The 20,099-nt window shown below is 60.7% G+C and carries 21 protein-coding genes and 5 tRNA genes; 14 read left to right on the top strand and 12 right to left on the bottom strand.

Translation table 11 applies throughout. From position 1 onward, the window contains the following. Window positions 1-14 precede the first annotated feature (14 nt). The 10 genes from NQ519_RS03830 to hisG all read right to left on the bottom strand — a co-directional run bounded on the left by NQ519_RS03830 (window position 15) and on the right by hisG (window position 9,853). Window positions 15-1,295 carry a Gfo/Idh/MocA family oxidoreductase gene (locus tag NQ519_RS03830; RefSeq protein WP_019149391.1) on the bottom strand — a complete coding sequence of 427 codons (1,281 nt, stop codon included), beginning with the start codon at window positions 1,293-1,295 and terminating at the stop codon, window positions 15-17. Between the two features lie 21 nt (window positions 1,296-1,316). After that, entirely contained in the window at window positions 1,317-2,621 is a 1,305-nt protein-coding gene (locus NQ519_RS03825) for a 3-keto-disaccharide hydrolase (RefSeq protein ID WP_019149392.1), read from the bottom strand. Window positions 2,622-2,847: 226 nt separating this feature from the next. Then, entirely contained in the window at window positions 2,848-3,468 is a 621-nt protein-coding gene (gene hisIE / locus NQ519_RS03820; protein ID WP_019149393.1) for a bifunctional phosphoribosyl-AMP cyclohydrolase/phosphoribosyl-ATP diphosphatase HisIE, read from the bottom strand. Window positions 3,469-3,475: 7 nt separating this feature from the next. Continuing rightward, the gene (hisF, locus tag NQ519_RS03815) at window positions 3,476-4,228 is read right to left on the bottom strand and encodes an imidazole glycerol phosphate synthase subunit HisF (protein WP_019149394.1); all 753 of its coding nucleotides are present in this window, start codon (window positions 4,226-4,228) and stop codon (window positions 3,476-3,478) included. Continuing rightward, complete coding sequence (gene hisA / locus NQ519_RS03810; protein ID WP_019149395.1) at window positions 4,210-4,938, bottom strand: 1-(5-phosphoribosyl)-5-[(5-phosphoribosylamino)methylideneamino]imidazole-4-carboxamide isomerase; 729 nt, start codon at window positions 4,936-4,938, stop codon at window positions 4,210-4,212. The genes hisF and hisA overlap by 19 nt, the downstream gene beginning before the upstream one ends. A gap of 4 nt (window positions 4,939-4,942) precedes the next feature. Beyond that, complete coding sequence (gene hisH, locus NQ519_RS03805; RefSeq protein ID WP_019149396.1) at window positions 4,943-5,539, bottom strand: imidazole glycerol phosphate synthase subunit HisH; 597 nt, start codon at window positions 5,537-5,539, stop codon at window positions 4,943-4,945. Continuing rightward, a complete protein-coding gene (gene hisB, locus NQ519_RS03800) occupies window positions 5,536-6,663 on the bottom strand; it encodes a bifunctional histidinol-phosphatase/imidazoleglycerol-phosphate dehydratase HisB (RefSeq protein ID WP_019149397.1) in 1,128 nt (375 codons plus the stop codon). The genes hisH and hisB overlap by 4 nt, the downstream gene beginning before the upstream one ends. Continuing rightward, window positions 6,660-7,694 (bottom strand): histidinol-phosphate transaminase, encoded by a 1,035-nt coding sequence (hisC, locus tag NQ519_RS03795; protein ID WP_019149398.1) that lies wholly within the window; start codon window positions 7,692-7,694, stop codon window positions 6,660-6,662. The genes hisB and hisC overlap by 4 nt, the downstream gene beginning before the upstream one ends. Continuing rightward, the gene (gene hisD / locus NQ519_RS03790; protein ID WP_019149399.1) at window positions 7,691-8,986 is read right to left on the bottom strand and encodes a histidinol dehydrogenase; all 1,296 of its coding nucleotides are present in this window, start codon (window positions 8,984-8,986) and stop codon (window positions 7,691-7,693) included. Before hisD ends, hisC begins: the two co-directional genes overlap by 4 nt. A 15-nt stretch (window positions 8,987-9,001) precedes the next feature. After that, window positions 9,002-9,853: an ATP phosphoribosyltransferase gene (gene hisG, locus NQ519_RS03785; protein ID WP_026076265.1), complete on the bottom strand. Its 852-nt coding sequence runs from the start codon at window positions 9,851-9,853 to the stop codon at window positions 9,002-9,004. 351 nt (window positions 9,854-10,204) lie between these two features. Here hisG and NQ519_RS03780 point away from each other — a divergent pair, with 351 nt between their 5' ends. Both NQ519_RS03780 and NQ519_RS03775 read left to right on the top strand, forming a co-directional pair. After that, window positions 10,205-10,762: a helix-turn-helix domain-containing protein gene (locus NQ519_RS03780; RefSeq protein WP_019149401.1), complete on the top strand. Its 558-nt coding sequence runs from the start codon at window positions 10,205-10,207 to the stop codon at window positions 10,760-10,762. 3 nt (window positions 10,763-10,765) lie between these two features. Continuing rightward, window positions 10,766-12,421 (top strand): AMP-binding protein, encoded by a 1,656-nt coding sequence (locus NQ519_RS03775; RefSeq protein WP_019149402.1) that lies wholly within the window; start codon window positions 10,766-10,768, stop codon window positions 12,419-12,421. Between the two features lie 44 nt (window positions 12,422-12,465). On the opposite strand, the gene NQ519_RS03770 is transcribed toward NQ519_RS03775, so the two are convergent. Next, a tRNA-Ile gene (locus tag NQ519_RS03770) sits at window positions 12,466-12,539 on the bottom strand. A gap of 202 nt (window positions 12,540-12,741) precedes the next feature. On the opposite strand from NQ519_RS03770, the gene NQ519_RS03765 reads away from it, so the two are divergent. The 3 genes from NQ519_RS03765 (at window position 12,742) to NQ519_RS03755 (ending at window position 15,115) form a co-directional block, all read left to right on the top strand. Beyond that, complete coding sequence (locus tag NQ519_RS03765) at window positions 12,742-13,008, top strand: type B 50S ribosomal protein L31 (protein WP_019149403.1); 267 nt, start codon at window positions 12,742-12,744, stop codon at window positions 13,006-13,008. A gap of 192 nt (window positions 13,009-13,200) precedes the next feature. Continuing rightward, on the top strand, window positions 13,201-14,061 hold the full coding sequence (locus tag NQ519_RS03760; protein WP_026076266.1) for a Cbp1 family collagen-binding glycoprotein adhesin: 861 nt from the start codon (window positions 13,201-13,203) through the stop codon (window positions 14,059-14,061). Between the two features lie 139 nt (window positions 14,062-14,200). Next, window positions 14,201-15,115, top strand: coding sequence for a helix-turn-helix domain-containing protein (locus NQ519_RS03755; RefSeq protein WP_227901030.1), 915 nt, complete (start codon window positions 14,201-14,203; stop codon window positions 15,113-15,115). 56 nt (window positions 15,116-15,171) lie between these two features. On the opposite strand, the gene NQ519_RS03750 is transcribed toward NQ519_RS03755, so the two are convergent. Continuing rightward, on the bottom strand, window positions 15,172-15,693 hold the full coding sequence (locus tag NQ519_RS03750) for a GNAT family N-acetyltransferase (protein ID WP_019149406.1): 522 nt from the start codon (window positions 15,691-15,693) through the stop codon (window positions 15,172-15,174). A 405-nt stretch (window positions 15,694-16,098) separates the two neighbouring features. Here NQ519_RS03750 and NQ519_RS03745 point away from each other — a divergent pair. From NQ519_RS03745 to rplA, 9 genes are all read left to right on the top strand, one after another. After that, a tRNA-Thr gene (locus NQ519_RS03745) sits at window positions 16,099-16,172 on the top strand. 272 nt (window positions 16,173-16,444) lie between these two features. Further along, window positions 16,445-16,527 (top strand) — tRNA-Tyr (locus NQ519_RS03740). Window positions 16,528-16,621: 94 nt separating this feature from the next. Next, window positions 16,622-16,694, top strand: a tRNA-Gly gene (locus NQ519_RS03735). Between the two features lie 134 nt (window positions 16,695-16,828). Next, the gene (gene tuf / locus NQ519_RS03730; protein ID WP_019149407.1) at window positions 16,829-18,016 is read left to right on the top strand and encodes an elongation factor Tu; all 1,188 of its coding nucleotides are present in this window, start codon (window positions 16,829-16,831) and stop codon (window positions 18,014-18,016) included. A gap of 41 nt (window positions 18,017-18,057) precedes the next feature. Beyond that, a tRNA-Trp gene (locus NQ519_RS03725) sits at window positions 18,058-18,131 on the top strand. Between the two features lie 17 nt (window positions 18,132-18,148). Continuing rightward, window positions 18,149-18,346, top strand: a complete 198-nt coding sequence (gene secE / locus NQ519_RS03720; RefSeq protein WP_026076267.1) for a preprotein translocase subunit SecE — start codon at window positions 18,149-18,151, stop codon at window positions 18,344-18,346. A 15-nt stretch (window positions 18,347-18,361) separates the two neighbouring features. Further along, window positions 18,362-18,922, top strand: coding sequence for a transcription termination/antitermination protein NusG (nusG, locus tag NQ519_RS03715; protein ID WP_010266552.1), 561 nt, complete (start codon window positions 18,362-18,364; stop codon window positions 18,920-18,922). A 16-nt stretch (window positions 18,923-18,938) separates the two neighbouring features. Next, window positions 18,939-19,379, top strand: coding sequence for a 50S ribosomal protein L11 (rplK, locus tag NQ519_RS03710; protein ID WP_026076268.1), 441 nt, complete (start codon window positions 18,939-18,941; stop codon window positions 19,377-19,379). An 11-nt stretch (window positions 19,380-19,390) separates the two neighbouring features. Further along, window positions 19,391-20,089, top strand: a complete 699-nt coding sequence (gene rplA / locus NQ519_RS03705; protein WP_026076269.1) for a 50S ribosomal protein L1 — start codon at window positions 19,391-19,393, stop codon at window positions 20,087-20,089. Window positions 20,090-20,099 lie beyond the last annotated feature (10 nt).

Here is a 20,099-nt window from a genome sequence, read left to right as displayed (position 1 = left end):
TTTGCAGGGTTGGGTCAGATTTTCCACGGCGTGCGCATCGGCTGGTCGATCAGCCGGTTGGCGGCATCGTCGCCGACGAACAGCTGCTTGTCGGGATCGAATTGCAGCGTGCGGTTGAGCCTCAGTGCGCAGGCCCCGAGGTTCACGAGCGTCGAACTGCGGTGTCCCTTGATCTCGTCGAGGGCGAAACGCTCGCGGGTGCGGACGCATTGGAGGAAATCGGTGTTCTGCGGCTCGGGGTCGGGCATCTCGGAGATCTTCTCCATGACGTTCGGGATCGTGCACTCGAATCCCTGGTAGACCTTGCCCAGCGGCCCTTCGATGTAGGGCACCTTGCCTTTGCTCTCGAAACCTTCGCCCTCGAGGACGATCTGGCAGCCGTCCGCATAGGTGTAGACGATCCGGTGCCAGATGCCCACGGCGTCGGGATGCTGCTGCGGAGCATCGACCTCGACCTTCACGGGCGAGGTGTCGTCCTTGCCCAGCAGGTACTGCACGGGGTCCATGTAATGCTGTCCCATGTCCGTCAGGCCGCCGCCGTCGTAGTCCCAGTAGCCGCGGAACGTGGCGTGCACGCGGTGTTTGTTGTAGGGCTTCCAGGGCGCCGGTCCGAGCCACATGTCGTAATCCAGTTCCGCCGGAACGGGCTGCGGCGTGAGGTTCTCCTTTCCCACCCAGAAGAATTTCCAGGCGAAACCCGTGGCTCCGGAGATGGTCACCTTGAGGGGCCATCCCAGCAGGCCGCTGTCTACGAGCTTTTTCAGCGGTTCGACCGTCGTTCCCAGCCCGTAGAAGGTGTCCTTGAAGCGGAACCAGGTGTTCAGCCGGAAGATGCGGCCGTTCCGTTTGACGGCCTCCACGACGCGCTTGCCCTCGCCGATGGTGCGCGTCATCGGCTTCTCGCACCAGATGTCCTTGCCCGCCTTGGCCGCTTCGACGGCCATCAGCCCGTGCCAGTGGGGCGGGGTGGCGATGTGCACGATGTCTACGTTGGGGTCGGTGATCAGGTCGCGGTAGTCGTGATAGGCTTCGAGCTTTTGGCCGAACTTCTTGCGGCCCAGCGCCACGGCGCTGTCGAGGTGGTTCCGGTCAACGTCGCAGACCGCCACCAGCCGGCAGGCGTCGTTCGACGTGAAGTGGTAGCTGCTCTTGCCGATGCCGCCCACGCCGATGATGCCTTTGGTGAGCTGGTCGCTCGGGGCGACGAATTTCGGGCCTCCGAGCACGCTGCGCGGTACGACGGTCAGCAGCGTCATGCCGCCCAGCGTTTTGAGGAAATCTCTGCGGGAACTCATTTTCTTCAGGTTGTTTTGGATTTATAAGGTCGTGAGCCGGAGGTTGCGCCAGAGGACTTTGATGCCTCCGCCGTCGTGGATTTGCAGGGCGATGCGTCCCTGTGCGGCGCCGATCTTCGCATCGGTGATGTCGGCCATCGCCTCGCCGTTGAGCCACGTTTGCACGCGGTCGCCCTGCACCCGCAGGCGCAGCGTGTTCCACTCGCCCTCCTTGAGCACCGACTCCTTCTCGTCGGGAATCTGCACCAGCCATCCGCGGCCGTAGGATTCGTAGATGCCCGCCGTGTCGTGCCCCTTGGGAGCCACCTCGCACTGCCAGCCGTGGACCTTCACGGGCGGCTCGACGAACGAACGGAAGAAGACGCCCGAATTGCCGTTCGCCAGCTGTTTGAACTCCACCGTGAGGTCGAAATCGTCGTAATACTCCCGCGTGGCGAGGTAGCCGTACTGCTTGTCGGGGCCGCTCTCGCAGACGAGGTTGCCCTCTTTGTCCACGTACCATTTCTCGGTGCCGTAAGCCTCCCAGCCCGTGAGGTCCCTGCCGTTGAAAAGTTCGACCTCCCGGCCGGCCTTGCGCGGCAGCTCCTTGATCTTCAGGTTGCGGAACGAGGCGGGGTAGCCGTGGTCTTGCAGACAGATGACGCCTCGCTGCGCTAGGCCGTATTCGGGAGCCGTCTCCCATTTGCCGCTGTTCTTGCGGGCGAACCAGTCGTCGGTCCAGGCGTCGAATTCGAGGATTTTGCGGCCGTTGAGCCAATGCTCGACGTGGCCGTTGTCGCAGACGATGCGCGACGTGTTCCACTCGCCCTGCGGATTGACGACGAGCGAATCGGGGTTCGGGAGGTGCATGGCGTAGTCCACGCCCAGCCGTTGCCACGGTTCGAGTTTCGTCGGGGCGTTCTGCGCCTCCCAGCCGTCGTTGTCGATCAGCTGATATTCGGGTCCGGTGACGTAGGGAACCGCGAAATAGGGGTTCTCGACCACATGGTAGAGCATGCCGCTGTTGCCGCCCGGGGAGAGTTTCCAGTCCCAGTCGAGAATGAAGTTTTCATACTGTTTTTTGGTGACGATGTATCCCGAAAGGTCGCTGCCGTCGCCCGCGGCCTGAATGCAGCCGTCCACGACATGCCACGGCTGCGTGAGCGAATCGCCGTTGAAGTCTTTCCATTGGTCGAGCGTCTTGCCGTCGAAGAGCAGTTGCCAGCCGTCGGCGATTTCGGCTTCGGTGAGGGTGTTGTGACGGGGCCCGCACGAGCAGAGGCAGGCCGCGATGATCCCTGATCCGGCCAGCGTGCGGAGCAGATTTCGGAATGAGTTTCGTTTCATAAGGTGTAGGTTTAGGCAGTTTTTGGGGTTATCGTTTATCTTAACCGGGTAAGTTTGGTTTTCGCTTTTTTCGGGGTCTGTTTCACAAATGTAACTTTTTTTGCGGGGTTTGTAGCCTGAAATGACGAAAAAATATCGGATCGGGTCGAAAAAAGCGCCGCAGCGTGCTGAAAAAGCACGCTGCGGCGTTGCGCTCTGCGGTCCGGATTTCCGGACCGGTCGGGGATCAGGAGTGGCGGCGTGCCAGCTCCTTTTCGAGATCGGCGATCGAACAACCCGTGGCTTCGAGTAACACGAGCAGGTGGTAGATGAGGTCCGAAGCCTCGTAGATCATCGCCTCGCGGTTTTGGGCCACGGCCTCGATGACGGTTTCCACGGCCTCTTCGCCGACCTTCTGCGCGATCTTGTTCACGCCCCGGTTGAAGAGCTTCGAGGTGTAGGAACCTTCGGGCATCTCGGCGTGGCGCCCCTGAATGACGCTTTGCAGGTAGCGGATGAAGCCCTCGGTCTCGGGAACGGCCTCCCCGAAGCAGGTTTTCGAACCCGTGTGGCAGGTCGGGCCGTGGGGGATGACGCGCACGAGCAGCGTGTCGTTGTCGCAGTCGGCGGCGACGGATACGATGTCGAGCCAGTTGCCGCTGGTTTCGCCCTTGGTCCAGAGGCACTGGCGCGAGCGGCTGTAAAAGGTGACGCGTCCTTCGGCGAGGCTCTTGTTGTAAGCCTCTTCGTTCATGTAGCCCAGCATGAGCACTTGCAGGGTCCGGGCGTCCTGGATGACGGCGGGAACGAGTCCGCCGGGGAGTTTCGCGGCGTCGAGCGCCGAGAACGGTTTTGCTTCGATTTTCATAGCGGTTTTATAATCTGACGTTTATGTTGCGTTCGTTCAAGGCCCGTTTCAGCACGGGGATCGGAATTTCGTTGTAGTGGAAGATACTGGCGGCCAATGCCGCGTCGGCGCGGCCGAGGGTCAGCACGTCGGCGATGTGGTCCACCGTGCCGGCGCCGCCCGAGGCGATGATCGGGACGGGCAGTTCGGCCAGCCGCGCGAAGGTGTCGCACGGATAGCCGTTCTTCGTGCCGTCGTGGTCCATCGAGGTGAAGAGGATCTCGCCCGCACCGCGGTCGGCGGCCTCGCGGGCCCAGGCGAAGAGTTCGCGGTCGGTGGGGCGTTTGCCGCCGTGGGTCGTTACGACCCAGCGGCCCCCGACCGTCCGGGCGTCGATCGCCGCCACGACGAACTGCGAACCGTATTTGGCCGCGATGGCGTCGATCAGCGCGGGATCGGCTACGGCGGCGCTGTTGAGCGTGACCTTGTCGGCCCCGGCGTCGAGGAGCCGCCCGGCGTCATCGACCGACGAGATGCCGCCCCCGACGGTGAAGGGGATGTCGATGCGTGCGGCGATGCGCGAAACCAGCTCGGTGAAGGTTCGGCGGCCCTCCTCCGAGGCGCTGATGTCGAGGTAGACCAGTTCGTCGGCCCCCTCGGCGGCGTATTTCGCGCCGAGTTCCACGGGGTCGCCGACCTGTTTGAGCCCCACGAAGTTGATCCCCTTGACGGTCTGGCCGTCGCGGATGTCGAGGCAGGGGATTATGCGTTTCGCAAGCATCGTTCGAGTTCTTTGAGGGTGATGCGCCCTTCGTAGAGGGCTTTGCCGACGATGACGCTTCGCAGGCCCTGCCGGTCGAGCTCCCCGATGTCGTCCATGCCTGAGATGCCGCCGCTGACGGTGATCTCCACGGCCGGGAAGCGGCTTTGCAACTCGGCGTAGAAGGCCGCCGAGGGGCCGCACAGCATGCCGTCGCGCGAAATGTCGGTGCAGATGACCTGCGCAAGTCCCTGCGGAAGGAAGCGCCCGATCAGTTCGGGAGCCGTGAGCGCCGAACTTTCCAGCCAGCCTTGGATGGCCACCGAGCCGTCGCGGATGTCGGCCCCGAGGATCAGCCGTTCGGGCCCGAACTCCGTGAGCCATTCGGCGAAGCGTTCGGGTTCGCGGACGGCGAGGCTGCCGCAGATGGCACGGCCGGCCCCGGCGTCGAAGACGCTGCGCAGCGCCTCGCGGCTCTTGATGCCGCCGCCGTACTGCACTTCGAGCCCCGTCCGCGTCGCCACGCGCTCCAGCACCGCGAGGTTGCGGGGTTCGGAGGCTTTGGCGCCGTCGAGATCGACCATGTGCAGGCGGCGGATGCCCGCCTCCTCGAAGCGCAGGGCCGCTTCGAGCGGGTCGCGGTAGTAGGTTTTCCGGCTGGCGTAGTCGCCCTGCGTCAGGCGCACGCACTGGCCGTCGATGATGTCCGTTGCCGGTATGATTTCGATCATGGTGTCAGAGGTTTAGGAAATTCTGTAAGATCAGCGCGCCCGCCCGCCCGCTCTTTTCGGGGTGGAACTGCGTGCCGAAGAAGTTGCCGCGGCCGAGCGCCGCGCTGAACGGAACTCCGTAGCGGGTCGTGGCGACGGTCGCTGCACACGGTTCCGCCGCGAAGGAGTGGACGTAATATACATAGGTGTTTTCGGCCATGCCGTCGAACAGCGGGGTGCGGAGCTCCGAGATCGTGTCCCAGCCCACGTGGGGGACTTTGAGCCGCTCGCCCGCGGCGGTGAGCGTCGGAAGCCGCCGGACCCGCGTCGGGAAGATGCCCATGCAGCGGGCGTCGCCCTCCTCGCTCGACAGGCACATCAGCTGCATGCCGATGCAGATGCCCAGCACGGGCTGCGTGAGCGTGGGGATCACGGTGTCGAGACCCCGTTCGCGGAGTTTCGCCATCGCGGACGAAGCCTCCCCGACCCCCGGCAGGATCACCCGGTCGGCGCGGCGCAGCAGCGCGGGGTCGGCCGTGAGGATGAATTCGGCCCCGGCGCGGTGCAGGGCGTCGGCAACCGACCGCAGGTTGCCCGTATCGTAATCGACTACCGCTATCATAGGACTCCTTTGCTGCTGGGAATGTCGTATCCGAAGCCCTGCCGGCCGACGGCCATGCGCAGGGCGCGGGCGAAGGCTTTGAAGATGGCTTCGGCCTTGTGGTGGTCGTTGTCGCCGCGGGCCGAGATCTGGAGGTTGCACCGTGCGGCGCACGCGAGCGAGTGGAAGAAGTGGCGGAACATCTCCGTCGGAACGTCGCCGACCCGCTCGCGGCGGAATTCGGCGTCCCACTCGAAGTCGATGCGGCCCCCGAAGTCGAGGAGCACCAGCGCCCGGCAGTCGTCCATCGGCAGGGCGAAGCCGTAGCGGGCGATTCCGGCCTTCGTGCCCAGCGCGCGGTCGATGGCCTCGCCCAGGGTGATGGCCACATCCTCCATCGTGTGGTGTTCGTCGATGTCGAGGTCGCCCCGGGCATCCACGGCCAGCGACACGCCGCCGTGGTGGGCGATCTGCGCGAGCATGTGGTCGAGGAAGCGCAGGCCCGTGGAGATCTCGCCGTTGAAGTCGCCGCGGCCGTCGAGGTCGAGGCGGACGGTGATCTGCGTCTCGCGGGTCTCGCGCCGGACCTCCACCCGGCGTTCGCCGCGGCGGATGAACTCGGCGATCTCGGCCCACGAGTCGGTGACCAGCGCGCAGGCGTCGGCGGCCCCGGCTTCGTCGAGCATCCGGAGCCCCTCGGCGGCGGGCGCCAGCAGGATGCCCCGGGCTCCGAGGTTGCGGGCCAGCAGGATGTCGGTCACGCGGTCGCCGATGACGTAACTCGCCGCGAGGTCGTATTCGCCGCCCGTGTAGCGGCCGAACATCCCGGTTCCGGGCTTGCGCGTGGGGGCGTTGTCGTGCGGGAAAGTGCGGTCGATCAGCTGGTCGTCGAACGCGACGCCCTCGCCCCGCAGCGTCGAGAGCATCTTTTCGTGCGCCGGCCAGAAGGTCTCCTCGGGAAAGGACGCGGTGCCCAGCCCGTCCTGGTTGGTGGCCAGCACGAGGTCGAACCCGAGGCCCGTGAGGGCTTTCAGCGCGGAGATGGCTCCGGGCACGAACGCGAGTTTTTCGAGACTGTCGATCTGTTCGTCCGCGGGTTCGGCGATGACGGTGCCGTCGCGGTCGATGAAGAGGGCTTTTTTCATAGGGTGAAATTTTTGACGGTTTCCAGCATCCGGACATTCTCCTCGGGCGTCCCGACGGTGATGCGCAGGCACCCTTCGCACCCCGGGATGCGCGAGCGGTTGCGGACGATGACGCCGGCGGCGATCAGCGCGTCGTAAAGGCGGTCGGGATCGGGGGTGCGGACCAGCACGAAATTGGCCTCCGAGGGGTAGACCCGTTCGATGGCGGGGCATGCCGCGAGGGCCCGGGCGATGGCGTCGCGCTCGGCGCGGAGCTGCGCCACCTGCCCTGCGATGTCGAACGAGAGCCGTTCGGCGACGGCGGCCTGCGCCAGGCAGTTGATGTTGTAGGGATATTTCACGCGGGCGAAGAGCTCTGCGACGGGGGCCGACGCGAAGGCCAGCCCGAGGCGCAGTCCCGCCATGCCCCACGCTTTGGAGAGGGTTTGCAGGACGATGAGGTTCTCGAACTCGTCGAGCCGCGCGAGGAATCCCGGTCCGGAGGCGAAGTCGATGTAGGCTTCGTCGAGCACGACCATGCCGTCGAAACGGCGGATGAGCCGTTCGATGTCGGCCGCCGGGAAGGCGTTGCCCGTGGGGTTGTTCGGCGAACAGAGCCACAGCAGTTTGGTGCGTTCGTCGGCCGCGGCCAGCAGCGCTTCGACCGGGAGCGAGAACTCCTCGCCGAGGGGCACCTCGCGCATCTCGATGTCGTTGATGTCGGCGGCGACGCGGTACATGCCGTAGGTCGGGGCGATCGAAACGGCGTTGTCTGTGCCCGGACGGCAGAAGATGCGGTAGGCGAGGTCGATGGCCTCGTCGCTGCCGTTGCCGATGAAAACCTGCTCTTCGCGCACGCCTTTCAGCGCGGCGATGCGCCGTTTCAGCTCCTTCTGGTGCGGGTCGGGGTAGCGGTTGACGCCGTTTTCGTAGGGGTTTTCGTTGGCATCGAGCCACGTCGTGATCTCCCCGCCGGCGTATTCGTCGCGGGCCGTGGAGTAGGGTTTCAGCGTCCGGATGTTGGGGCGCACGAGTTGTTCGAGGGTCTTCATGGGCGCTCTTTTTTCAGACGGACGCGGACTGCGGCGGCGTGCGCCCCGAGCCCTTCGGCCTCGGCCATGGCGACGATCGCCGGGGAGAGGGCCGAAAGCCCGTCGCGGGTGAGTTCCTGATAGGTGATCTTGCGCAGGAACGAATCGGTGTTCACGCCGCTGTAAGCCCGCGCCCAGCCGCCCGTGGGCAGCGTGTGGTTGGTGCCCGAGGCGTAGTCGCCGGCGCTCTCGGGCGACCACGGCCCGATGAAGACGCTGCCGGCGGCGGTGATCTGCGCCGCGGCCTCCCAAGCGTCGCGCATCGAGACGATCAGGTGCTCGGGAGCGTAGGCGTTGGCGAAGGCGATCATCTTCTCGCGGCTGTCGAGCACCACGATGCGGCTCTGGCGGAGCGCTTCGCGGATGGTGTCGCCGCGCTGAAGCTGTTGCAACTGCTCTTCGACGGCGCGCCGGGTGTCGCGGGCAAAGCGTTCCGAGGCGCAGACCAGCACCGCCTGGCTGTCGCCTCCGTGTTCGGCCTGCGAGAGGAGGTCGGCGGCGGCGAAGTCGGGCGACGCTTCGTCGTCGGCCAGCACGAGCACCTCCGAGGGGCCCGCCGGGAGATCGACGGCCACGTCGTTGGCGCCGACCAACTGTTTGGCTTTGGTGACGTAGCGGTTGCCGGGACCGAAGATCTTGTCCACGCGCGGGATGCTCTCGGTGCCGTAGGCCAGGGCCGCCACGGCCTGCGCGCCGCCCACGGCGTAGACGCGGTCCACGCCGCAGAGGTCGGCGGCATAGAGGATTTCGGGGGCTATGGTGCCGTCGGGACGCGCGGGGGTGCAGAGCACGACCTCCGGGCATCCGGCGACGCGGGCCGGAACGGCCAGCATCAGCACCGTGGAGAACAGCGGGGCTTTGCCGCCGGGGATGTAGAGCCCCACGCGGCGGATGGGCAGCGCGCGCTGGACGCACCGCACGCCCGGCATCGGTTCGACGCTGACCTCGGGGGGCAGCTGGGCGCGGTGGAAGGCTTCGATATTGGCCTTGGCGGTGTCGAGGGCCTCCTTCAGCGCTTCGGGAATGAGCGCTGCGGCCGCGCGGCGGACATCGGCGGGGACTTCGAACGTTTTGCAGTCGCGCCCCTCGATGCGGCGGGTGATGTCGCGCAGGGCCCGGTCGCCGCCGGTGCGCACCTCGTCGAGAATCGAGGCCACCTGACGGGTGATCTCCTCCTCCCGGCGCGTGCAGCGTTCGGTGAGGGCCGCCCACTCGGAGCGTTCGGGGTTGGGGTAGATGTTGAGGATTTCCATATCGGGTTCGGATTTTCAGCGGATCATGTTTTCGAGGGCCAGGATCAGGATGCCTTCGGCTCCGATCTCTTTGAGACGTTCGATGCGCTCCCAGAGCTGCTCCTGGGCGATCACGGCGTGGATCGAGCACCATCCCTCCTGCGCCAGCGGCAGCACCGTCGGGCTGCGCATGCCGGGGAGAATGCGGATGGCGTCGTCGAGCCGCTCCTTCGGGAGGTTCATCAGCACGTATTTCATTCCGCGGCTGTCGAGGATCGAGTTGAAACGGAACGTCAGCTGCTTCATCTCGCGGCGCTTGTCGCTGTCGAGCCCGGGGCAGGCGATGAGCACCGCCTCGGAGAAGAAGACCTTTTCGACCTCCGTGAGCCCGTTCGAGATGAGCGTGCCGCCCGAGGAAACGATGTCGAAGATGGCGTCGGCCATGCCCACGGCCGGGGCGATCTCCACGGAACCCTCGATGGTGTGGATCTCGGCCTCGATGCCGCGCTCGGCGAAGTAGCGGGCGAGGATGTTGGGGTAGGAGGTGGCGACGCGCTTGCCGCGGAAGAAGTCGGGACCCTCGTAGGGGGTGGATTTGGGCACGGCCAGCGAGATGCGGCAGCCCCCGAACCCGAGGTCCATGACCTGTTCGACGGTGAAGCCCTTCTCGGCGACCTCGTTCAGCCCCACGATGCCCACATCGGCGACGCCCATGGCCACGGCCTGCGGGATGTCGTCGTCGCGCAGGTAGAGGACTTCCAGCGGGAATCCCTCGGCGCGGGAGATGAGTTTGCGTTTGCTCTCGGCAACGCGGATGCCTGCTTCGGAAAGCAGTTCGATACTCTGTTCGTTCAGTCGGCCCTTGGCCTGGATGGCTATTCTCAGCATATTCGGTGTGTGTTGATTGTTTTCGTTTCGGACACCCACCTGCGGCCCGGCATATGAAAAAGCCCACCCGCAGGGGGTGAGCTTCATATAATTGCGTTGTTTCACATATACATGATCGACCTACCCCTCGGTAAAGCGGTGATGGTGATGATGGATATGGTTGAAAGTCGTCATTGTCGTTCTCTTCGGATGCAAATATAGCGATTCCATTCGGAAAAACCAAAATTCGGACCGTTTTTTTGACCGGCAGCCGCCGCACCTAAGTATATATTGAAAATTTTCAGTATATTTACCGCGGACTTGCCGCTGTGGTTAGGGCGGCTCGGATTTACCCAAACAAACGATACGACCATGTGTGACGATCCTATTCAATCGATCGCAACCCGTCTGCGCGGGCTGCGTGAAGTGCTCGAACTGTCGGAGCAGGAGGTGGCTGAAAGCTGCCGTCTGACCCTCGAACAATACCGGGCCATGGAGAGCGGGCGGACCGACTTTTCGGTCAACGTGCTGCAAACCATATCCCGCCATTACGGGATCAGCCTCGACGTGCTGATGTTCGGCGAGGAGCCCCGGATGAACTCCTATTTCATCACCCGCGCCGGAAAGGGCGTGGCGGTGGAGCGCCGCGAGGCGTACCGCTACGAGGCGCTGGCCTCGGGATTCCGCGGCCGGAAGATCGACCCCTTCATCGTGACGGTGGAGCCGGCTCCGGCCGACGCCCCGATGCACCTGAACTCCCACGACGGGCAGGAGATGAACTACGTGCTGGAGGGGCGCCTGCTGATCAGCCTGAACGGCCGGGAGTTCGAGCTCGAACCGGGCGACAGCCTCTATTTCGACTCGGCGCAGCCCCACGGAATGAAAGCCCTCGACGGAAAAACGGTCCGTTTCCTGGCCATAATCATGTAAGCTATGGTAGAACGATTTTTAACGCAGACCTCCTTTGCGTCGCAGGAGGATTTCCGCAGGAACCTGCATATCCGCGTTCCCGAAAATTTCAATTTCGCCTACGACGTTGTTGACGCCTATGCCGCGGAGCAGCCCGACAAAAAGGCCCTGCTGTGGACCAACGACCAGGGCGAGGAGATTCAGTTCACTTTCGCCGACCTCAAACGCGAGAGTGACCGCACGGCCTCGTGGTTCCGGAGCCTCGGCATCGGCAAGGGCGACGCGGTGATGCTGATTCTCAAACGCCGCTACGAATTCTGGTTCTCGATCCTCGCGCTGCACAAGCTGGGGGCGGTGGTGATTCCCGCGACCCACCTGCTGACCAAGAAGGACATCGTTTACCGCTGCAACATGGCCCGGATCAAGGCGATCGTGGCGGCGGGCGAGACGGTCATCACCGACCATATCGCGGCGGCCATGCCCGAAAGCCCCACTGCGGAGGTGCTGATAAGCGTGGGTCCCGAGGTTCCCGCGGGCTTTCTCGACTTTCACGAGGGCATTGCCGGGGCTGAACCCTTCGTGCGTCCGGAGCGGGCGAACGCCAACGACGACATCATGATGATGTATTTCACGTCGGGAACGACGGGCGAGCCGAAGATGGTGGCCCACGATTTCACCTATCCGCTGGGTCACATCACCACGGGCCTGCTGTGGCACAACCTCCACGAAGGGAGCCTGCACCTGACGATCGCCGACACGGGGTGGGCCAAGGCCGCGTGGGGCAAACTCTACGGGCAATGGCTGGCCGGGGCCAATATCTTCGTTTACGACCACGAGAAGTTCACGCCCGCGGAGATTCTGCACAAGATCGAACAGTACCGCATCACGTCGCTGTGCGCGCCTCCGACGATCTACCGCTTCCTCATCCGCGAGGACCTCACGAAATACGACCTCTCGTCGCTGGAGTACTGCACGACGGCCGGCGAGGCGCTGAACGGCGCCGTGTACGACACGTTCCAGCGTCTGATGGGCATCCGTCTGATGGAGGGCTTCGGCCAGACCGAAACCACGCTGACGCTGGCGACCTTTCCGTGGATGGAACCCAAGCCCGGAAGCATGGGCATGCCCAATCCCCAGTACAGGATCGACCTCGTGACCTCCGACGGCCGTTCGGCCGAGGACGGCGAGCAGGGGCAGATCGTGATCCGCACCGACGGAGGCAAGCCGCTGGGGCTTTTCAAGGAGTATTATCTCAACGAGGAACTGACGCACGAGGCGTGGCACGACGGGATCTACTACACGGGCGACATGGCGTGGCGCGACGAGGACGGATATTACTGGTTCGTGGGACGCGCCGACGACGTGATCAAGAGTTCGGGCTACCGCATCGGGCCTTTCGAGGTCGAAAGTGCGCTGATGACCCATCCTGCGGTGGTGGAGTGCGCCATCACGGGCGTTCCCGACGAGATTCGCGGGCAGGTGGTCAAGGCGACGATCATCCTTGCGGAGAAATACCGCGCGCAGGCCGGGGAGGCGCTCGTCAAGGAGTTGCAGGACCATGTGAAACGCATCACGGCACCTTATAAATATCCGCGCGTGATCGAGTTCGTGGAGTCGCTGCCCAAGACCATCAGCGGCAAGATACGCCGCACGGAGATCCGCTCGGCGGACGGGAAATAACGGAAAAAGGGGCTGTCTGACAATTTCAGACAGCCCCTTTTCAGTGGGCCCAGAGGGGCATGATCCCACGACCTTCGGATTATGAGTCCGCTGCTCTGACCGACTGAGCTATGGGCCCGGTCCTGCGCCTGCGGAGGCGCTTGCGTGGCGCAAAGATAAAAAAAAATCAGCAAATCCCAGTGCTGTCGGAAAAAAACTCTTTACCGTGAACCTTGTTTTTGGGGCTCCCTGAAAAATAATTTTTAATTTTTAATTTTTAATTCTCAATTTTTTTCTACCTTTGCCGCGACAAAATCATTCATTAAAACAAAAACAGCGAAATGAAAAAGGGTATTCATCCGGAAAATTATCGTTTGGTGGCGTTCAAGGACATGTCCAACGACCACGTGTTTTTGTGTCGGTCCGCCGTTTCGACAAAAGAGACCATCGAAGTGAACGGCGAAACCTATCCCGTGTATAAGATGGAAATTTCCAACACGTCGCACCCGTTCTACACCGGTAAGATGAAGTTGGTTGACACCGCAGGTCGCGTCGATAAGTTTATGAGCCGCTACGCAAAACGCTACGATAAGAAGAACGCAAAGTAATCGCGCTGTGCGTTTCGATCCCGAAACGGGCCGTAACCGGAGGTTGCGGCCCGTTGTTTTTTACACGACGGCGCAGCTTCGGGATTTTTTTGCGTCCGGCGGCGAAATAGTTGAACGACATACTGTTTTTATATCTATATTTGCGGTGCAGGCAAACAGGATTTCAATCTGATCGTAATTATGAAAAACTGCATGAAACAGATCGTATTCGCCGCGGCGCTGGGCGCCGCAGCAGCCCTTGCGTCGTGCGTCGGACGGCAGGTCGTCGTCGAGGCCGAGAGCCAGCGCGATTCGCTGGCGACGGTCGTCAGCGCCAAGGATTCGCTCATCAACGCCGTGTTCGCGGACATCAACGCCATTTCGGAGAACCTCGCGCTGATCAAGTCGCGCGAGAATCTCATCACCGTGGCCGGCGAGGCTGAGGGAGGACGCCGCCCCGTGGAGGAGATCAACAACGACATCGCGGCCATCGACCGACTGTTGCGGGAGAATAAAGACAAAATCGCTTCGTTGCAGCGTTCGGCAGCCTTGCTGCGCAAGTCCAACCTGCGTATCGAGAGCCTGGAAAAGATGATCGCCGACATGAACGCGCAGCTCGGGGAAAAGTCGGCCGAGGTGGACCGGCTGCGTGAAAGGCTGGCGCAAATGGGCGTCGAAGTCGAGAGCCTTTCTCAGGAAGTGGCCGTCCGCAGCGCCGAAGTCGAGAACCTCAGCGGCGAGAAGATCGAGTTGCAGAACCAGCTCAACACGGTCTATTACATCGTGGGGCCCGAGAAGGAGTTGCGCGACGCACAGATCATCAACAAGCAGGGATTCATCGGCCGGACGCTGACGGTGGGCAGGACCGGCAATCTGGACAGTTTCACGGCGGCCGATTCGCGCCTGCTGTCGGAGATTCCCGTCGGACAGAAAAGGGCTTCGGTCGTCACGTCGCATCCCGAGGATTCGTATCAGCTGGTGACAGCCGGCGACAAGGTCGTCGAGAAATTGGTCATTACCGATCCCGTGCGCTTCTGGGAAACGTCTAAAGTGCTTATAATAAGCTATAAGTAAGAGCCCCGAAGCCTGTTTGCAACATCCTGGAAAGTCCCTGCCGACGACGGCGGGGACTTTTTTTGCCTTTCGCCGCGACTCGGAGATTGGCTTTCCGATTTTTTTTGTATTTTTGTTCCGAATCTCACATTGGTACTTTATGGATTATCAACCCCAACCGCAGTTCGTAGAGTCGTCGTTGAAAGAGAATTGCACTGCGGATTGTAGTAGTTGTCCCACATTCCCTGCACCGTTTCGCCGCATCGGCGACTCGACCTATTGCAGGTTTTCGCAGCTGACCTTTGCGGCGGGAAAAGGTGTCGTCTTCCCGGCGGACCGTATGGTGCGTATCCTTTTCATCCTGTCGGGATCGCTCAAACTCGAACACGGTACCGATACGGTCCGGCTGGTTACCTCGAAACAATGCGTGTGCCTGGCCCGCAACGAACGTTTTCTGGCTACGGCGCAGGATGACGATACCCATGTGGTCGTGCTGTCGCTCATTCACCGGATCGAGTTCTGCGAGCAGGATATTTTCGACAAGGTGATGCCCTACGATTCGGTCATCCCGACCGAGATCGTCCCGACGCTTTCGATGCATTCCTCCATCGAACATCTTCTGGGCTCCATCTTTACGATTCAGCAGATGTCCAACTGCGTCCGGTTCCACCGGATGAAGGCCACGGAACTCTTCATGATGATCAAGGTGCTCTACACGCCGACCGAGCACGCTTATTTCTTCCAGTCGATGATTCAGCCGCAGGACAATTTCCGCGTCTTCGTCTGCAACAACTACGACAAGGCGCAGGGCGTGGCCGAGCTGGCTTCGCTGGCGGGCATGAGCCTTTCGGTCTTCAAGCGCCGCTTCGCCGAGCATTTCAACGACAGCGTCTACCATTGGATGATGCGTCAGAAAGCCCTCAAAGTCTTCTCCGACATCCGTGACGGCGAGGACAGCACCAAGGCGCTGATGAGCAAATACGGATTCCGCCACTACACGCAGTTCAGCCGTTTCTGCAAGAATTACTTGCAGGCGACGCCCGCCCAGCTGATCGCTTCGATCAAAAAGAAATAGAACCCGGCTGTGCCGGATTGAAGGAGGCTTCCCGGGGAGGGTGGCCTCCTGTGTTTTTACCGCTCCGACACGTAGACGTTCAGGTCGATCCACTCTCCGTCGGAGAGCTCCTCGCCCCGCGGTTCCACATGGCTGAGCCGGAACCCGAGCCGCCGGGGAATGGCGTTGCTCGGCAGGTTGCCCGCGCCGCAGCGGATCTCGACACGCCGCATGCCCATCTGCGCGAAGGCCGTTTCGCAGAGCGCCCGCACGGCCGCCGTCATGATTCCTTTGCCCTGCTGCTCCTCGCGGAGCCAGTAGCCGATCTCGACGCTGCGTTTGCCGGCGTCGGCCGATTTGAAGCCGATCAGTCCGGCAAAGGCCCCGCCGTCGCGGATCGTGTAGACCGGATTGGCCGTGTCGGCGAGCATTCCGGCCACCACGGCTTCGCTCTGTTCGACGCAGTGGGTTTCGGCGACGAACGGCAGCCAGCGGCCGAGGTACGGGCGTTGGGTGTCGATCGAGCGGAATATATCCACGGCGTCCTCCGCGCGGAGCCTCCTGAGTGCGTAGGGGCCGAAAAGGGGAATCGTATCCATGCGTAAAAGATTTTCAAAATCGAAAGATAGTGAAAAGAACGGACGATTCCAAAACTGGATTGCGGGCGCTTCGGCAGGATTTTCCGGTTTTGCTGTAAGTACGAGAAAACAAGCGGAATTTCTAATATAAAATAGGTGCGACGGGTCCGGGAATGGGCTGTCCGGGAGGAATGCGGGCGCCGCCCGGACCGGCGGATGACATAGTTGGACGAGAAAGACGATATTTTTTGCGGAAGCTGTTGCGTTATCCAAAACTTTTCCTATCTTTGCACCCGATTTCGCCCGTGAACCAACGGCGTCGGGGCGCGGTTCTTTGAGATGAGTTAAAAAGTGGAAAATTTATCACGAATAATTTGCGCGGTAAATTTTTTATGCCTACTTTTGCAATCCAAAACGGTGAATACTGCCGATGTAGCTCAGTTGGCCAGAGCAGCTGATTTGTAATCAGCTGGTCGTGGGTTCGAATCCCTCCATCGGCTCGGAAAGCCGACGCGAGGAGGAGCTAAAAAGACCCTGCCAAAGGCAGCAGTCGAAAAAGAGTTTGACGGTCAAACTTGTTTGAAACGACAAACTGTTTTGAGGCTGGGAGTTCCGAAGGAACGAGGGCTTTTTACGACGACGAGCGGCGGCAGGACGAAAGCCTCCCCGAAAGGGAAAGACGAGCGGCGCGAAACGCAAGTGGAGCGGAGCGAAGTCAATCCCCGGGTAAAAAGGAAAAAGGCCGTGCCAATTCCTCACGGGAGAAAAGCAAGGGAAGTTACCAGAGTGGCCAAATGGGGCAGACTGTAAATCTGCTGGCGTACGCCTTCGGTGGTTCGAATCCATCACTTCCCACTAAAAAAACAGAGTGCCGGTTGGAGTTGCTGGGTCCCGGATGCCGTCGGAAGGCGGCGCGAGGGAAAGGATGACTCTGATACGGTATGTTTTTGCGGAAGTAGCTCAGTTGATAGAGCATCAGCCTTCCAAGCTGAGGGTCGCGAGTTTGAGCCTCGTCTTCCGCTCTACATGCGCAGCAGCGTGTGATGCGAACGCCTCCGTCGGATGGACGGGGAGTTTGCGTCGCCCGCTTGTTCTGCGAAATGAATTTTATTAAAACTTGGGACAATTTTTAACAATACTTTAATACTTAAATACTATGGCAAAAGAAAAATTCGACCGGTCGAAACCGCACGTAAACATCGGTACCATCGGTCACGTAGACCACGGTAAGACCACTCTTACCGCAGCTATCACGACTGTTCTGGCTAAGAACGGCCTCTCGGAGCTCCGTTCGTTCGACTCGATCGACAACGCCCCCGAGGAGAAAGAGCGTGGTATCACGATCAACACCTCGCACGTTGAGTACCAGACTGCTACCCGCCACTACGCTCACGTAGACTGCCCGGGACACGCCGACTATGTGAAGAACATGGTAACGGGTGCCGCTCAGATGGACGGTGCCATCCTGGTAGTTGCCGCTACGGATGGCCCGATGCCCCAGACCAACGAGCACGTGCTGCTCGCCCGTCAGGTGAACGTGCCGCGCATCGTTGTTTTCCTGAACAAGTGCGACATGGTGGACGACCCCGAAATGCTCGACCTGGTCGAGATGGAGGTTCGCGACCTGCTTTCGAAATACGACTATGACGGCGACAACGCTCCCGTTATCCGCGGTTCCGCACTCGGCGGCCTGAACGGCGAGCCGAAGTGGGAGGAGAAGATCATGGAGCTGATGAACGCCGTAGACGAGTACATTCCCATTCCGCAGCGTGAGAACGAGAAGCCGTTCCTGATGCCTGTCGAGGACGTGTTCTCGATCACCGGCCGCGGTACCGTCGTAACGGGCCGTATCGAAACCGGTGTCATCCACGTCGGCGATCCCGTCGAGATCGTAGGTCTCGAGGAGAAGACCCTGACTTCGACCTGTACGGGTGTCGAGATGTTCCGCAAGCTGCTCGACGAGGGCGAGGCCGGCGACAACGTAGGTCTGCTCCTCCGCGGTATTGACAAGAAGGAGGTAAAGCGTGGTATGGTAGTCGCCAAACCCGGCTCGATCACCCCGCACACCGAGTTCGAGGCTGAGGTTTACATCCTGAAGAAAGAGGAGGGTGGCCGTCACACGCCGTTCCACAACAACTATCGTCCCCAGTTCTATCTGCGTACGATGGACGTAACGGGTGAGGTTCACCTGCCCGCAGGCGTGGATATGGTTATGCCGGGCGACCACGTGACCATCACCGTGAAGCTGATCTACCCCGTTGCTCTCAACGAAGGTCTGCGTTTCGCAATCCGCGAGGGTGGCCGTACGGTAGGTGCAGGTCAGATCCTGAAGGTTCTCAAATAATTGACCCGATAGAGAAGCGGTCCCGTGCCGCTTCTCATTTTAGGAGCATAGTTCAAGGGTAGAATAGCGGTCTCCAAAACCGTTGATGGGAGTTCGAATCTCTCTGCTCCTGCCAAAATAAAGGAAGAAGATATGTTGAATTACATCAAAGAATCCTATAACGAGCTTGTAAACAAGGTGACGTGGCCTACGTTCCCGCAACTTCAAAGCTCGACGGTGGTCGTGATGGTGGCTTCGGCCATCTTCGCCATTGTCGTACTGGCGATGGACCTGACGTTCGAGAACATGATGGCCGCCATTTACAAGACCCTGGGTAATCTTGGCCGTTAATTTCTGCTGAATCCAATGAGCGAGATTAAGAAACAGTGGTATGTAGTCCGTGCCATCGGCGGCAAGGAGGCGAAAGTGAAGGAGTATATCGAAGCAGAAATCCGTCACAACCACCTCGAAGACTACATCTCCCAGGTGCTGATCCCTACGGAAAAAGTCTATACCATCCGCAACGGTAAGAAAGTTTCGAAAGAGAAGGTTTCTTATCCGGGCTACGTGTTGGTGGAGGCCGCTTTCGTGGGCCAGATTCCGATTATAATTCGCAATACTCCCAATGTGCTGGGTTTCTTAGGCGACACCAAAGAGGACAGCCGCAAGATGAACGCCACGCCCCTGCGTCCGCAGGAGGTCGCGCGCATCCTGGGCCGTGTCGATGAGATGAACGCCATGGAGGAGGAAAACGAAATACCATTCTTTGTCGGCGAGACCGTAAAGGTTACGGACGGTCCTTTCTCGAGCTTCCAAGGTACTATCGAGGCAGTTGACAATGAGCGCAAGAAACTCACGGTATCGGTGAAGATATTCGGGCGCAAAACTCCTATGGAGTTGGGTTTCACTCAAGTAGAAAAAGAATAATTAACCAAGGAAAACTATGGCAAAAGAGGTTGCTGCATTTATTAAATTGCAGATCAAAGGTGGTGCCGCCAATCCTTCGCCCCCGGTTGGTCCCGCATTGGGTTCTAAGGGAGTCAATATCATGGACTTCTGCAAGCAGTTCAATGCACGTACGCAGGACAAGGCGGGAAAGGTTCTTCCGGTCATCATCACGGTTTACAGCGACAAATCGTTCGATTTCGTTGTAAAACAGCCGCCCGTAGCCGTCCAGCTCAAAGAAGCAGCGAAAGTGCAGAAAGGTTCCGCACAGCCCAACCGCGACAAGGTGGGACAGGTGACGTGGGATCAGATCCGCGAGATCGCTCAGGGCAAGATGCCTGACATGAACTGCTTTACGTTGGAGGCCGCGATGCGCATGGTTGCCGGTACTGCCCGCAGTATGGGTATCAATGTCGTCGGAGAATTTCCTAATATGTAATTGCGAAGAAGATGAGTAAGTTGACAAAAAATCAAAAGATCGCCTACGCTAAGGTGGAAGCCGGTAAGGCTTACAAGCTCTCGGAGGCTGCCGCTCTTCTGAAGGAAATTACGTTCACGAAATTCGACGCTTCGGTGGATATCGACGTGCGTTTGGGCGTAGACCCGCGCAAGGCGAACCAGATGGTCCGCGGCGTGGTGACGCTGCCCCACGGAACCGGCAAGACGGTGCGTGTGCTGGTGCTCTGTACTCCCGAGAAGGAGGCCGAGGCACAGGCCGCAGGCGCCGACTATGTAGGTCTGGACGAGTATGTTGACAAGATCAAGGCCGGCTGGACCGACGTTGACGTGATCATCTGTACTCCCAATGTGATGGGCAAGGTGGGTGCGCTGGGCCGTATTCTGGGTCCCCGCGGCCTGATGCCGAACCCCAAGACCGGTACGGTGACGATGGAAGTCGGCAAAGCCGTAGGCGAGGTGAAGGCCGGTAAGATCGACTTCAAGGTCGATAAGTTCGGTATCATCCACACGACGGTGGGCAAGGTGTCGTTCTCGGCGGATCAGATCGTGGAAAACGCGAAAGAGGTGCTGAATATGATCATCAAGCTCAAACCGGCTGCTGCCAAAGGTTCTTATGTGAAGAGTATCTATCTCTCGACCACCATGAGCCCCGGCGTGCAGATTGATTCCAAATCAGTAGAAACCAAATAAGAAGGAGGAA

The organism is Alistipes senegalensis JC50, from assembly GCF_025145645.1.
GTDB classification, from domain to species: Bacteria; Bacteroidota; Bacteroidia; order Bacteroidales; family Rikenellaceae; genus Alistipes; species Alistipes senegalensis.
This window is presented reverse-complemented; position numbering and strand designations above follow the sequence as displayed.

Bases quoted from the DNA above. Each gene is read 5' to 3' on its own strand.
- NQ519_RS03830 (WP_019149391.1), bottom strand. From the start codon at position 1,295: ATGAGTTCCCGCAGAGATTTCCTCAAAACGCTGGGCGGCATGACGCTG.
- NQ519_RS03825 (WP_019149392.1), bottom strand. From the start codon at position 2,621: ATGAAACGAAACTCATTCCGAAATCTGCTCCGCACGCTGGCCGGATCA.
- hisIE (WP_019149393.1), bottom strand. From the start codon at position 3,468: ATGAAAATCGAAGCAAAACCGTTCTCGGCGCTCGACGCCGCGAAACTC.
- hisF (WP_019149394.1), bottom strand. From the start codon at position 4,228: ATGCTTGCGAAACGCATAATCCCCTGCCTCGACATCCGCGACGGCCAG.
- hisA (WP_019149395.1), bottom strand. From the start codon at position 4,938: ATGATCGAAATCATACCGGCAACGGACATCATCGACGGCCAGTGCGTG.
- hisH (WP_019149396.1), bottom strand. From the start codon at position 5,539: ATGATAGCGGTAGTCGATTACGATACGGGCAACCTGCGGTCGGTTGCC.
- hisB (WP_019149397.1), bottom strand. From the start codon at position 6,663: ATGAAAAAAGCCCTCTTCATCGACCGCGACGGCACCGTCATCGCCGAA.
- hisC (WP_019149398.1), bottom strand. From the start codon at position 7,694: ATGAAGACCCTCGAACAACTCGTGCGCCCCAACATCCGGACGCTGAAA.
- hisD (WP_019149399.1), bottom strand. From the start codon at position 8,986: ATGGAAATCCTCAACATCTACCCCAACCCCGAACGCTCCGAGTGGGCG.
- hisG (WP_026076265.1), bottom strand. From the start codon at position 9,853: ATGCTGAGAATAGCCATCCAGGCCAAGGGCCGACTGAACGAACAGAGT.
- NQ519_RS03780 (WP_019149401.1), top strand. From the start codon at position 10,205: ATGTGTGACGATCCTATTCAATCGATCGCAACCCGTCTGCGCGGGCTG.
- NQ519_RS03775 (WP_019149402.1), top strand. From the start codon at position 10,766: ATGGTAGAACGATTTTTAACGCAGACCTCCTTTGCGTCGCAGGAGGAT.
- NQ519_RS03765 (WP_019149403.1), top strand. From the start codon at position 12,742: ATGAAAAAGGGTATTCATCCGGAAAATTATCGTTTGGTGGCGTTCAAG.
- NQ519_RS03760 (WP_026076266.1), top strand. From the start codon at position 13,201: ATGAAACAGATCGTATTCGCCGCGGCGCTGGGCGCCGCAGCAGCCCTT.
- NQ519_RS03755 (WP_227901030.1), top strand. From the start codon at position 14,201: ATGGATTATCAACCCCAACCGCAGTTCGTAGAGTCGTCGTTGAAAGAG.
- NQ519_RS03750 (WP_019149406.1), bottom strand. From the start codon at position 15,693: ATGGATACGATTCCCCTTTTCGGCCCCTACGCACTCAGGAGGCTCCGC.
- tuf (WP_019149407.1), top strand. From the start codon at position 16,829: ATGGCAAAAGAAAAATTCGACCGGTCGAAACCGCACGTAAACATCGGT.
- secE (WP_026076267.1), top strand. From the start codon at position 18,149: ATGTTGAATTACATCAAAGAATCCTATAACGAGCTTGTAAACAAGGTG.
- nusG (WP_010266552.1), top strand. From the start codon at position 18,362: ATGAGCGAGATTAAGAAACAGTGGTATGTAGTCCGTGCCATCGGCGGC.
- rplK (WP_026076268.1), top strand. From the start codon at position 18,939: ATGGCAAAAGAGGTTGCTGCATTTATTAAATTGCAGATCAAAGGTGGT.
- rplA (WP_026076269.1), top strand. From the start codon at position 19,391: ATGAGTAAGTTGACAAAAAATCAAAAGATCGCCTACGCTAAGGTGGAA.